Source organism: Streptomyces cinnamoneus (assembly GCF_014650495.1).
Classification (GTDB): Bacteria; Actinomycetota; Actinomycetes; order Streptomycetales; family Streptomycetaceae; genus Streptomyces; species Streptomyces cinnamoneus.
In genome coordinates this window covers 316,980-329,749 of the sequence record NZ_BMVB01000005.1, presented here as the reverse complement: position 1 = coordinate 329,749, position 12,770 = coordinate 316,980, and the positions used below count along the sequence as shown (strand labels likewise).

The following is a 12,770-nucleotide window of genomic DNA, read 5'->3' as shown; positions in this document are numbered from 1 at the left end:
AGTACACGGAATCTCAGACGTCACGCACAGTGGCACCACCACACAAGTTGGGCCAGAACCGTAGGTCGCGTACACAGCCACGCGGCGACGGTTCGGGTATGGCTGTCGCCGATCGAGTGCCTGACGGCCCAGGATGCAGGCGGCCGCGCACGCCGGGCGTGGGAGCAGCGCTTGTTCCGCTGCTGGGTGCGCGGCCCGCCCGGACGGCGTGCGATGGCCCGGGCGGGCTCCGCATTCACGGTGGCGCACCAGACCAGTACCAGCCCGCATTCCCCGCCGTGAGGCGTCGCCGACTGGCCCGCGGACCGGAGGCTCACGTGGCTGCGCGGAGGGCCTTGAGGTCGGTGGCGAGGGCAGCGACGTCGAGTGTCTTGGTGGCGGCGCCCACCACGATGCTGATGGCGTCGTCCGCCTTGTACTCCAGGGTGTGGCCGTTAGCGTGGAGAAATGCCTCGGCGCAGGCCCAGGCGAAGAGCTTGTTGTGGGCTTCCAGAGGCTCGTGAAAGGCCAGGATCTGCAGCAGTGCTGCCGCCTTGAGCCAGTCGGAGGCGTAGGTGTCTTGCTCCATCCACCGTGCGCGCGTACGTGCCACTGCGGCGTCCAGGACCCCGAGGTCGTCGCAGGCGGGGTCACCAGGGAGACGTTCGGTGATCCACAGCAGGTCGCGGGCAGGTCGTCAAGGACGGAGGTACCGTCGCTCACTACGTCGTCGGGAACCCGGAAGAACGACTCATGGGTGAGTCGAAGGTCAAGCCCGCACGAGATCTTGTTCGATGCCTGAGCCCAGTCGGACGGGTCCGGCTGCCTTGATGTAACGGTCCTGTCGGTAACGCCCGGCGGGGCCGATGTCGGCGTGTGGGCGCTCCGTGTTCGGCGAACGCCTCACTGGTGCCAGGGCGTGCCTGGGCACACCCCGGTGAAGAAGGTGATGCTCGGGCGGGACCGAGGCGGGTGCACCCGGATGCCCGTGGCGGACGTGCGCGGGCGGCCAGGGTCCGGTGGCATGGCAGTGCACTGAAATAGGCGACGAGTCGTCCCCGAGTCCCCGGCACACACTCTCGACGGCGGCTGCAATCCGTTCGGCCGACCGATCTCGGCTGAGCACGGAGCTGAGCACGGAATTGACGAACGGTGCCGGACAGCACGCTCAGTCACATCAGGTGCGACTGAGCGCCCTGAGCGCTCTATTTGGCCCGGCTGAGCGATTTGGGTGGCCCGCAGGGCAGTGAGACAGGTCCGGTGGCGCCTCGTGTCTGGTCAGGAAGACAAGGATTGGACCCGGCCCGGCTCAACCTTCCGGTGCTCGCTCCGTAGGCTGCGTGACCTGCCACCGCTGATACCCGGCACCTCGCCGGGGTGGCTCCTCGTGTTACTCCGCGGGCGTGATCCGCCAGGTGCCGTGACGTTGGTCGAGCGTCGCGGTGAGGTCGGCCTGCTGCGGGAACGAGACGCCCAGCTGCCACCGGTCTGGCAGGGCAGCCAGCCCGATGGTGACCAGATCCTCGGTGACGTTGCCCAGGGCTCCGATCCAGTGAGGTGCGGTGGCGATCAGCTGCTCAGGTAGCCAGGGCCCGGGCTCGGGAACGTGCGAGAGAGGCTCCTCGGCGAGTTCGGCGAGTTCGGCGAGGGCGGAGCCGGCCAGCAGGGTCAGCAGCCGCGCCAGGACCGCGGCCGGCAGGGCGGGGTCGCGGGTCTCCAACAACACGTAGCAGTCGTCGTGGCCCGAGAACCAGACCCGGGAGTCTCCCAGGCGGCTCAGGAGCGGCTCGTCGACGTCTGTCGTGCCGAGCACGAGGGCGAGCTCGTCGAGTTGCTCCGTGGTCACGTCGGCGGGCACGTCGATCAGAGTCAGCTCGTACGGCGACCAGGTGCCGTCGAGGAGACGGGGCAGGAGCTCGCGGTCCATCACCAGGAACTCCTCCGCGAGTCCGTACGTGCCGGACGCCCAGGACCCGAGGGAGTGGACTGTGCACGGCACGCCGAGCTCGGCCGCGATCAGCGAGGGGCGCAGCGGATGCCAGTCCTCATCCAGGTAGGAGTTGGTCTCCAGCGACACCACCGCCACGGCGTCGTTCGCCACGGCCACGAGCAGGTCGACCAGCTCGCCCGCCTGGGCTGCACCGGCGCTCACCTGCCACAGGCCCTCGGCCTCGCGGATGCTGAAGCTCAACGGGAACGGCTGACGCTCCATGCCAACACAGTTCACGCTGAACGCGCCCTGCTGCCCGACCTCGATCACTGCTCCACCCCCGAGAACCCACCGGACGCCACTGCCCAGCCCGCCCGCATCAATCATCGCCGGTCGCCGAGGCGGGCCTGCCACGGCCGACCACCCCCTCGACGGAGGCGTGATCCAGGGATCACGCGCGCCCGCATATGGGGTCTGGCCGAGATATGGGTCAAAGGGGTCATGAGATGCTCTTGAAGCCTGGCAGGGCTCAGGCCATGTCGTTGTCCTCGGCGAGAGGGCGGTAGACCGTGGCGACCGAGGGATGCTGCCCCTTGTCCGGATCGGGTGCGGCGTGACCTGCTCGGCCTTGATGCCGTCCGGCAGTGCGACCACGGCCGTGTAGCGGGTGGTGCGCTCGACGAGCGTGGCGATGGCGGACGGCCGGCTGCCCGTGACGAGGTCGCCTTCCCCGTGCCCGGGCACCGTGCGGTCCTCGACCTCGGCCGGACGCTGGCTGATGGAGACCATGTCGCGGATGATGCCCCAGCACGACGGACGCCGCGCCGCCCGCGGTTGCCGCATCGGGAGCGCGGCCCGCGACCGCTGGGTCAGCTTGCGGTTGATGGCCTGCCTGCGACGCGGATCGAAGAGCGAGAGATAGGTCGCCTCGTGCGAGAGCTGCATGGCGCTCTCGCCGGGGAACCGGCGCTGCAGCCAGCCGGAGATCTGCTCCGGCGACCAGCTCAGCGCGAGCTTCTCCTCGACCACCGCTCTGAGGGCCGGCAGCAGCAGGGCCAGCTTCGCCGGCTTCGGACGCGAGAGGACGGGGGAGACAGTGGCCGGGCTGCTGCGGCCTGGCAACGCGGCGGCAACACCGCCTTCGACCACATCGAAGTCGCCCGCCTGGCCATCGCCCAGCTGCCCAGGACATACCGGCACGGATCGCGCACCCTGATCCGCACCGACTCCGGTGGCCGCACCCATGAGTTCCTCAACTGGCCCACCGCACACGGACAAGGGCTGTCGCACTCGGTCGGCATGGTCATCGCCGAGCAGATTCACCGCCGTGCTCAAAGTCCCGGCCTCGGCCTGGACGGCGGCCGTCGAACCGGACGGAGAGATCCGCGACGGCGCCTGAGTCACCAAGCTGGCCGAAGACTGCCTGGCGGTGGGCTCAAACGCCTGCGCCTGCGCATCTCCGGCCGCCGCCCAGCTCGTAACGACCGGCCGACGCCGATTCCTCCGCCTGGCCGGCACCTGCCCCTGGGTCGACGTGATCATCAGCGCGTTCGAACGGCTGCAGGCCTTGCCGAACCCCGGCTGGCCAACTGCAACGACCTGTCCCGACGAACACCCGACTCTCCGGAGCAGTGGAACCCGGCGCCCACCCGAAGCGACAGCCGGGCCACCAGCCTGCCCACCTGCAGAAGATTCCGCCCTGAACAGACGGAAAGGGTCCGTCCGTCTGCAGGCTGACGGACCCTCACGCAAGATCGAGGCTAGACGTTTAGGCAGGGGGTCTTGATGTACTTATGGTGGGGGATTTCTGTGCCACTCAGAAAATCCATGCTCAGTTTGCCTTGATAGCACTGCTTTCCTCGTCCGTTCTCTTTGGCGACGCTATAGTTCACGCCGTTCCCTTCGCTAACGATTCGGATGCCCGGGCTTTTCGGGTTACCGTAGGCGTGGCCGTTCTTCAGGAGACTGATCCAAGGCGTTACGATCACCGACCCGCCACGTTCGCAAAATATCCCGAAGAATGCCTCAACATCGGGGCCGGTGTTGTTGGTGTGAACGTATACGTCGGCAAAGCACTTCCCGAACTGATAGTGAGCGGTACGCGATGCCGCCTCGGCGTTTGGTGTGGCCAGTGCAGCCACGCTGAGGGCCGTTACGCCAACGAGGGCGCCCATCCTCGTCTTGTGCTTCAAAGGATTCTCCTTGAATGCAGGGAATGGAATGAGAACGTCGGTAGCGACCCCTGGGCTGTCGTGATGGGGGCCGTGATCGTCCGAATTTCGGTCAGCCTGTGGCCTGACGTCGGAGGAAGGTCCAGTGAGATGACTTTCCCCTGCCGTGGGCGGCCCGTCAGACCGCAGTTGTGGAATCAGCCGGAGGTACCTGTCGGGTACGGCCTGGGGCCGGCCAAGCAGCGTGCATGAGGACGAGCCGAGGTCCGGCGCGAGTGACACGGCACCAGCACCCTGGCCGGGTTTCGGCTCACCAGTCCATCCTCTCGCTTGGGACTCGAAGACATGACCTCACGGCTCGCCGGGTGACAGCGCTCAATAGTAGAGGTAAAGCGAGTAACCGCTGCCTGCGCTCTTCCTGCACTGCCACGGCACGTCGGCCGTGTGGCCGTCCGCAATGCACCTCGCCTCGGAGGAGTAATGGGCTGCGTAATGCCAACTCTTTGAGGCGGTCGCGGCCCCCGGCTGCCCGGCAACCGCAGCATTCGCCGTGCCCGCCGCCGCGACTCCCGCGCCGAACAGCAGCGCGGCGGTCAGCCCTACAGCAGCGGCAGTCCCTTTGATTTGGAGCATGGCTTCCCCTCGGCAAGAATTCAACGGTGTTTGTACTGCACGCCCATTCGCGAGCGCCACAGTTCATTCTGGCCGAGCAGGATTCCGTGCGGAAGGACTCATTGATGTGAAGCAGAAGGCGATTGATACCCTTCCCGCATCGGAGGTTGGGCGGCTGACCTGCCGTCCCGACAAAGGGGGAATCATGGCGTCCGATCCGAGTCCGCATCAGTTGCGGTTGCTCCTCGCGCTGGCGGAGGAGCTGCACTTCGGGCGAGCGGCAAGGCGGCTGTTCGTGAGTCAGCCCGCGTTCAGCCGGCAGATCCGCGCCCTTGAGGAGCACTTGGGGGTGAGCCTCGTGGAGCGTTCCACGCGGCGGGTGGAGCTCACGCCGGCCGGGGAGGCCCTGCTGCCGCAGGCGCGAGCCGTGGTGGAGGCCGTTGACGAGCTGCTGCGTGCCGCAGAAGCGGTGGCACACCCAGCTGCGCAGGACCGAGTGGTCATCGGCTCCTACATATCGGCCCTGCCCGCCCTGCGCATCCTTCTCGACGAACTCCGTGGACGCCACTCGGGCCCGGATGTCGAGTGGCGCGCCGTCGACAACATCGCGCAGGTCAGGGCGCCACTGGACGGAGAGGTCGACGCGGTCATCTGCTACGGGCCCATGCCCGCCGACTTCGAGACGCTGCGGCTGGGCAGCGAGGCTCGGTTCGCCTGCATACCCGAGACCCACCCGCTGGCGGAGCGCGAGTCGGTGACCCTCGCGGACCTGGCCGACCTGCCCGTCATCGGCTACTCACCTCACGTGCGCCGGGAGTACCGCGAGTTCTGGGCCGCCGACCCGCGCCCCGACGGCACCCCCGTGCGGTACTCCGACCACATTGCGACCACTCTGGAGGACTGCGTCTCCCTGGCCAGCCTGGGGCACGGCACTCGCTTCATCACCGAGAGCACCCTCGCCCTCATGCCCCGGCCCGGCGTCCGCTTCGTCCCTGTCACCGACCTCCCCCCGTGCACGGCCCTGCTGGCCTGGCCGGTCTCCCGCCCCCGTACCGCCGCCTTCGACTCGCTGCTGCGCCTGCTGCGCGCCCACGCACGCACGACGGACGAAGACACCCTCCGCCGCACCGGCAGGCGCTGGTGGAACCCGGCCTGAGCCCGACGGGCGATGGAAGGCCCTGACCTCGCGCTTCTGCAAACGGAGCGTCCGGAGGCCGATCAGGTAGGGGATAGCGCTCCTGACCTGGGAAGATGGGACTTGTCGAAGGCTCTGTCCACCGCAGGAAAGAAGTCACAACTTCTACGTGTCGACGGTAAGAGGCAGAAGCTAAGAAATGCCATGCTCAGCTACTCGCCGCCTGTGTCGGTCAACGGCACCCCGATGTACGAGGCGCGAGAACCTGGCTCGGCCCTGGTCAGTCACGGGAGCAACGTCACGAGGTCCATGGCATCGTCGATCGCCTCCCGCCACCCCGGGCCGCCACCAGTACCGAACGCCGCTGCAAGCGCGAACCCGACGGAGGCGTCGAGGGGACGCACATCCGCCGCCTTCGCCTGCCACTGCACCATCACCCGCCCACTGATCCTTGTCCTGAACCGCCCCACGCACATCCCGTCCCTCAGCAGTGAGCCTTCGCCAACTTGAAGTCGCAGGTGAAAGGGCTGGTGTGACCGGTTTTCGGGGTGCTCACGCTGGTCGTGGGCGGAAGTCTGCGAAGTAGATCGTCCGTCAGCGGTTGACTTCGAGGTTCGTCAGGACAAGCAGGGCGCGAAGGAGCTGGGTGGCACGGGCGGGGTCGGTGCGGAGTTTGGTGAGGGTCCGCCAGTTCTTGAGGTGGGCAAAGCCGTGCTCGACCGGTGCGCGTCCGACGGCGAGGACGCGGTTGGCGGTCTTCTGGCCGCGGGTGAGCTTGTGGGTGCGGCTGGCGTGGAAACCGGTGACGATCAGGGGGTCGCGTACGTCGTTGTCCAGGCCGCGGAAGCCGAGGTCGGCCAGTGCCCCGAGGCCGGCGGCGCGCAAGTGGGCCAGGATGTGGTCGTGGCGGGCGGCGGATATCCAGATCAGCCGGCCCTTCTCGTCGGTCAGGGCGAGGAAGTGCAGGCCGTGATGGTGGTGTTTGCCGGAGTAGTTCCGCCGGTCGGCCCTTCCGGTGCGGCGCTGGGTGCGGATGAGGGTCCCGTCGATCAGAACCACCTCTCCGCCCTGTTTGGCGACCTTCTTCAGGGCGCGGTCCAGGCGCGGGGCCTGCGCGGCAAGCAGGGCGATCAGCTCGTCGCGCCAGCGGCGGATGGAGGACTCGGACACATTGGTGCCACCAGCCATGTCGGCCAGGCGCTGGTCGTGACGGAGCACGGCCAAGACGATCACCGCGATCCTCCCGGACGGCAGGATCCGCCACCGGGACCGTATCGCTTTCAGGTGGCGTCGCAGCAGACCGGCAAGGTGGTTGACGGTGTGCGTGGACAGCGGCAGACGGCACTGGTAGACAAGCGGGCAGGTATCCCCGGCGCGTTCTTTGGTACTCGTCACACAGTTCCAACGGCCGTCGGGGGCATCCCGGTCACGCCCCTGACGCACCGTTCCGGGTGTCGCTGTGCCTGGTCACAGACGGGTGGTGAACCGGCCGTCGGGCAGTTTCCGCAGCCAGCCGCGGTCGGCCAGCCTGATCAGCTTCCCGCGCAGCGGTTCCAGCTTGCCCCGCACGCTGATGTCTACTTTCAGCACTTCGCCGACCTGGCGGGCCATGACCGGCCCGGCGGCCTGCCGCACGGCGGCCAGGATGCGCTGATACTCCGGCGGGAGCGTGACCTCCTCCACGCCCGGTGCGCGTTGCGGGATCAGCATCACCGCCTGCCCGCCCACCTGCCCGGCCGCCGCCGGCGCGGCCGAGGCGCGCTCGTCGGCGAGCTGCTCACTCACCCGTTCAAGGACTCGTTCGGCGACGGCGAGTTCGTCCCGCTCAGCCCGCACCTCTGCCAGCTGCTCTTCGAGTTCGTCCAGTTCCGCGCGCCGCGCGGTGATCCGTTCCCGCAGCTCGGGATCCAGCATGCACAGATCGTAGAAGCCCGTTGATGGGGTTGGGGTGTGATTGAGTGGCTTCGTTCACGAGCCGACAGCACCTGTACACGAGTTTGGGCAGTACTCGAAGCTCTGCAGACGTCGAGCAATTCATGGCTTCGGGCAGCTCGGGCCCCTGCCAAGAGTCTGGCAGGGACCCGTGGTGTAGAGAGCCGAGGAGGCCAGGACCTGTCCCTGGATGAGCAGCATCCTGGCCAACACGGCTACCGTCTGCTGGTGGCCTGACGGCCCGGCGTCACTTCAGGTGCCGGGTGAAGAACTGGGCCGCGGCGTCCCCCGCGAACTGCGGGACGCCGGTGTGCCCGCCCATATTGGCGTGCAGCGTCTTCTCCTTGGACCCGAAGGCGTCGAACAGGTCCAGGGCCGCCTGCCGGTCGTTCCCTTCGTCGTCCCACTGCAGCAGGACGTGCAGAGGAATGGTGACCTGGCGGGCCTCCTCGAACATGGCGCGAGGGACGAAACTCCCGGCGAACAGAACAGCGGCCGAGATGCGCGGCTCGACCACCGCCAGCCGGGTCCCGATGGAGATCACTCCCCCCGAGTACCCGACCGGGCCGCCGATCTCGGGCAGCGACAGGAGGGCGTCCAGGGCGGCCCGCCATTCCGGGACCGCCTTGTCGACCAGCGGGAGGATGAGGGCGTCGATGATCTCGTCGCTGACCGGCTCGCCGGCCTCCATAGCCCGGCGCAGGTCGGCGAGGGCCTGCTCGGCGGCGGGCCAGCGGGGCCGGTCGCCGCTTCCGGGGAGCTCGATGGTGGCCGTGGCGAAGCCGTGCGCCGCGGAGTGCCGGGCTCGGGCCACCAGTCGCGGGTACGTCTTGCGCAGTCCGAGGGGCGGGGGGCTGATCAGGATCAGCGGCGCCGGAGCGGATGCGGATCCGGGCGTCCACAGGATGCCGGGGATCTCGCCGAGGGTGAATTCGCGCTCGAGGACAGCGTCGTCGAGACGCTGTTCAGAAGTGAATTGCATGGTCGGGCCTTTCGGGAGTGCCATTGAACGGCGCTCCCGGACGACCTATCGCCCGACCGTGACCCCGGAGGGAAGCACCCATGTCGATACGTTCACGGGTACCACCTCCTCGCTCTCTTGCACGGCCTCCGAAAACGTAGCAGTGGCCGCCGTGATTCCGCCAACGGGTTTTTGCGGAGGCTCTGTGGCCGAACACCACGGCGTCGGAGTCACGCCTGTCACTGGTCGGGAAGCGCACGTCCGCCACCGATTCGAGCACCGAAAACCGGCAATCAACCGCTGACGGACGATCTACTGCGCAGACAGCCGCCCATGGCCAGCCTGAGCACCCTGAGCACCGGTCACACCAGCCCTTTGACCTGTGGCTTCAAGTTGGCGGAGGCTCAGTTGACTCCACCAGAACGTGACGGCCTCGAACCGGTAGGTGGCATCCGTGCACTGGACGGCCCCCATATGGACGCGACGAGTCGTGTGGTCCCTGCTCGGGGTGATCACCGCCGGTGTGTCCTCCACGCTGATGGTGAGCTCTTTGGCGTCGCGTGTGCCGATGGGCACCTCCTTGTCGCGCTTCGCTTGCCAGGTCCGGGCGATCCTCACCCGGGGAACAGCCGGACCGGATATATCCACAACGCCGTTCTCCCGGTTGAGACAGACAGTGATGGCGCCGTACAAGGGGTCGTGAGTCATCCGACCATGATCGCAAACAGGCGGGTGGCGGCCCCCTCGTTTCGGGCCCGAAGGTCAGCGGCGGAGGACATTGACGCATTCTCCGCTCATGGTGCGGCTACTGAGCACCACTTGGGACCACCCGTAGAGGTGCGGACGGGCAAGCCGATGCTGATGGTGGCCTCGCCGGCTCCATTCACGAGTCGTGGTTCCGGCTCAGGCTGTGGGCTCTGTCGCTGATTCGGGGGTGTCAGCTGGTCGGCGGATTGGGCATCGCCTGGGTGTGGACGGGAATGTGCACGTTGCCGATCTCCTCTTCCCGGGTGTGGGTTCCTGAAGCCAGCCGCCGAGCACCCCCAGGAGTGAGGGCCGGCCTCTTCGCCTGGCCTACAGGTACGACGAACGGCGACCAGGAACCTGGGAACCCGATCGAGAAGCTTTTTCGCGGTAGGCAGTGTCGCGTCGGATAACCGGAGGGCTTATCCGGCTGAAAACGAGCGTCCATCCCCACGCTCCGGGCCCGTGTCCCGTCACGGCGAATCTGCTTCGCTGTCACCGGATCTGCTTCGGGCTCGTGTCGCACGGGCCAGGTCCGGTGACACCGACGCGCGGTTACCTATCGCGCCGAAGGCTGAGTACTGGGCCTCCGCCTTATCGAAGGCTTGTTGATGGCTGCGACTCTGCGACATGGAGCCATCAACGGTGGCGGCCCGGGGCACTCGGTGCGGGCGGGGCGTGCTTGCTGCCGCCGGCTGCGTCAGAGCGTAAGCAGCCGGACGACCAACGGCATCAGCGTGCCGACTGTGAGCACGGACCCCAACACAGTGGCCTGCAGGTCGAACATCTTCAGGTCCCAGCCCGGGATCGCGAACCGGCGCGGATCTTCCGGATCGTACTGGACCATGACAAGGGCTCCCACGCCGAACTTTCCTCCGGCGGTTCCGCGGCTGCCTTTGACGGTTCCGCGGCCAAACCTGGATGAGTACTCGCACTCGCGGCCGTCCCGGGTCGTCCAGGCTGCGACCGGGTGGTAAAATGTGGCGCCTTCGTCGCTTCGCGTGACCTCATGTCGGACGATCCGGCCCTCTACGGTGACACCTCTGCGACGGAGCACGCTGGCGTGGCGGAGTCCGTACACGCCGAAGCTGAGAAAGCCCGCGCCAATCGTCAGCGGGATGAGTGAGAAGAGCCATTCACGTTCCATATGGTGTGCGACGCGTGCGTGGGCGTGCCGGTTGCCCGTGTGGCTGCTGTGGCTACCCACCACCACTGTTTCGCGTACTCGGTGGGGCGCTCACTCGCCGCCGGGCGGGCGCTGGAACCACTGCCCTGTCCGGTCACGGCGTGCTGCCTCGTCGGGGAACCGGGCGAGAATCGCCGGTTGTTTCCCCGCGTACGTCAGGAGCTCCCCGCTCACGGTCCCCCCTGCTGGCCGTTACGCTCCCCGGGCCGCGAGCAGCGGAAACACAGATTCACATGCACGCTGCCCTCTCTGCCGCCGCGCCTGCCTTGGTGTCGCACGACGGCAGAATAGGGCTGTGAATTCTGATCTCTATCCTGACCTGACTGCTTCGGGCAGCCTGGTCGCAGCGCTGGAACAGTCGGCAGCCGATCTTGGTGTCGATCTCACGGTGGTTCCCCATGAAGGTGGGTCCCCTGATACAGCGGGCATCGCCTCGGCAGTCCCAGGGCGAATGCCACTGTCCGTCTGCATCGGAGCAACCAGCCGCTCGTTTCTTTTGTCGGGCTGGGGCGAGGGGATCGAGCTCATTACCGGATCCACGCCGGATCTGGCGGATGTCGTCAGGGCTGGTATGGCGTGGGGACAGGGCAGGAGTCTGCGGGAGTTGCGGGCCGGGCTGCCGTTTCTGCACTCCAGTGAGCGTGCCGAGGCTCACGAACGCGGACCAGCAGCAGTGGTGGAACTGCAGTGGCGAAAGATGCGGGAGCAGGCAGCCAAGGCCCCGGATTATCCTGAGTTCGGCGAACTCGTGGAAGCGACTCATGCTGAACCGAAGCTGCGACAGCTCTATGTGTTCTTCAGCCACTGGACGCTCGGCTTCAGCTCCTGCACCGGATTCCCCTTCCGCATGGAGGTGGCCATAGCCCCGTCGTCCCCGGGCCGGCCCTACCTCGTCCTGGAGAGTCCCCACCACCGCATCCTCGGGGAAGCCGATACGGCCGAAGAGGCTGTCGCCCTGGCAGTGGCCCACCTCCCGGCCGGTCTCGGTCCGGCCATTGCCGGGACCGCTGACTCAAGCGCGTGACACAGGCGACGAGGGCGAGCAGGCAGAGTTGCTCCTACCTTGCGCGGGTGTCCCAACATGGTTGCAAGGGTGGCCTGCTCCCTCTGGGGGATGCAGAGCCCGTACAGGTGCTCGTCCGGGTCCAGGCGAGGGGAGGTGAGGTTCAGCGAAGTGCCAGGAGGAAGCCGGCACTGCGCGGTACAGCCGGGGCTCGGGATTCTGATAGCCGGCCATTTTGTGCCCGTTGAAAATAACGAATACGAGGGGGAGTTTTGAACGCATACTTAGGCCCGCTGGAGCATGCCGGCACCCGGTGGGTAGTCGGGGACCCCGACCGGCAGGGCGGCGCTCATCTGGAACTCTGTCCTGAAGGGATACGGACCTACATCGCGGGTCACGAGGAGGAATTGGTGCCATGGGGACGGTTCATGGGGCTCTCCATGGAGGTCACTGCCCGGCGCTGGTCCAGTTCCCGGACCGCCGGTGTGTTGAATGCTGTCTTCGGTGAGGGGGACGGCGGGGTGAACAGCAACGGCTCGTGCCTGACCGGCACAGTCAGGCACCCGTACGAGCTGTGGGTCGGGCGGTTCAGTCACCACGCTCGCCGCTACTCCTGGAGTGAGATCATGATGGCCGAAACGCTCATCCAGCAGCTGATCGCCGCCGGCGCCGCGCAACGGCTCGGCGATCCGGCCTGGCTGGACCGGGTTGTCGCTCTGCTGACGGCCGAGCGGCCCCGGACGCCCCGGCGGGCGGCGGCTCTCGTGGCGCACGTCCTCGAAGCAGAGGCCGGAATCGAAATACCCAAGCCCCTTCTAAACAATGGCATTCCCGCCCTGACAGTCGAACCCACGCCATAGGGCCGCCAACGACCGGACAATGCACCGGGCCACAGCAGGCCGCCCGAAGACCGGGGAGCCGGGTGCGTCGGGCGACGCCGAGGGCAGCGGCAAGACCCCCAAGCCACGCCAGCAGCCCCGACGTCGACCGGCTACGTCCCACACGGGGAGCACGCCTTCAGCGGCCCCGCTGCCGAGGCGTTCACGACGAAGTGCGGGCGCACCTCTGCCATGACGACGTTCAGGCGTCCCGTAACGAAGAGGTGCCCCGACGGTGA

12 protein-coding genes and 1 pseudogene are annotated in these 12,770 nt (G+C 67.4%); 4 read left to right on the top strand and 9 right to left on the bottom strand.

Annotated elements, in window-relative coordinates; translation table 11 throughout:
* Positions 1-313: 313 nt before the first annotated feature.
* Complete coding sequence (locus tag IE182_RS10280) at positions 314-568, bottom strand: hypothetical protein (protein WP_229844710.1); 255 nt, start codon at positions 566-568, stop codon at positions 314-316.
* Between the two features lie 801 nt (positions 569-1,369).
* Positions 1,370-2,938, bottom strand: coding sequence for an IS30 family transposase (locus tag IE182_RS32005; RefSeq protein WP_229844709.1), 1,569 nt, complete (start codon positions 2,936-2,938; stop codon positions 1,370-1,372).
* Positions 2,939-2,987: 49 nt separating this feature from the next.
* Here IE182_RS32005 and IE182_RS32905 point away from each other — a divergent pair.
* Positions 2,988-3,695: pseudogene (locus IE182_RS32905) on the top strand (hypothetical protein); the annotation flags it as partial.
* Here the strand turns inward: IE182_RS32905 and IE182_RS10270 are convergent.
* Positions 3,670-4,101, bottom strand: coding sequence for a hypothetical protein (locus IE182_RS10270; RefSeq protein ID WP_190109384.1), 432 nt, complete (start codon positions 4,099-4,101; stop codon positions 3,670-3,672). The pseudogene IE182_RS32905 and the gene IE182_RS10270 overlap by 26 nt on opposite strands.
* A gap of 796 nt (positions 4,102-4,897) precedes the next feature.
* Between IE182_RS10270 and IE182_RS10265 the strand changes: the two genes are divergently transcribed.
* On the top strand, positions 4,898-5,848 hold the full coding sequence (locus IE182_RS10265; protein ID WP_190109383.1) for a LysR family transcriptional regulator: 951 nt from the start codon (positions 4,898-4,900) through the stop codon (positions 5,846-5,848).
* A gap of 263 nt (positions 5,849-6,111) precedes the next feature.
* Here IE182_RS10265 and IE182_RS10260 read toward each other — a convergent pair whose 3' ends face one another.
* The 6 genes from IE182_RS10260 to IE182_RS10235 form a co-directional block, all read right to left on the bottom strand.
* On the bottom strand, positions 6,112-6,261 hold the full coding sequence (locus IE182_RS10260; RefSeq protein WP_190109382.1) for a hypothetical protein: 150 nt from the start codon (positions 6,259-6,261) through the stop codon (positions 6,112-6,114).
* 160 nt (positions 6,262-6,421) lie between these two features.
* Entirely contained in the window at positions 6,422-7,060 is a 639-nt protein-coding gene (locus tag IE182_RS10255; protein ID WP_229844708.1) for a transposase family protein, read from the bottom strand.
* A gap of 234 nt (positions 7,061-7,294) precedes the next feature.
* Positions 7,295-7,741, bottom strand: a complete 447-nt coding sequence (locus tag IE182_RS10250; protein ID WP_190109380.1) for a hypothetical protein — start codon at positions 7,739-7,741, stop codon at positions 7,295-7,297.
* A 265-nt stretch (positions 7,742-8,006) separates the two neighbouring features.
* Positions 8,007-8,741: a dienelactone hydrolase family protein gene (locus IE182_RS10245; protein ID WP_190109379.1), complete on the bottom strand. Its 735-nt coding sequence runs from the start codon at positions 8,739-8,741 to the stop codon at positions 8,007-8,009.
* Between the two features lie 291 nt (positions 8,742-9,032).
* Entirely contained in the window at positions 9,033-9,428 is a 396-nt protein-coding gene (locus IE182_RS10240; RefSeq protein WP_190109378.1) for a hypothetical protein, read from the bottom strand.
* A gap of 736 nt (positions 9,429-10,164) precedes the next feature.
* The gene (locus tag IE182_RS10235) at positions 10,165-10,611 is read right to left on the bottom strand and encodes a DUF3592 domain-containing protein (protein ID WP_190109377.1); all 447 of its coding nucleotides are present in this window, start codon (positions 10,609-10,611) and stop codon (positions 10,165-10,167) included.
* 334 nt (positions 10,612-10,945) lie between these two features.
* Here IE182_RS10235 and IE182_RS10230 point away from each other — a divergent pair, with 334 nt between their 5' ends.
* A complete protein-coding gene (locus IE182_RS10230) occupies positions 10,946-11,674 on the top strand; it encodes a DUF6193 family natural product biosynthesis protein (RefSeq protein ID WP_190109376.1) in 729 nt (242 codons plus the stop codon).
* A gap of 407 nt (positions 11,675-12,081) precedes the next feature.
* Positions 12,082-12,513: a hypothetical protein gene (locus IE182_RS10225; protein WP_190109375.1), complete on the top strand. Its 432-nt coding sequence runs from the start codon at positions 12,082-12,084 to the stop codon at positions 12,511-12,513.
* Positions 12,514-12,770: the final 257 nt, after the last annotated feature.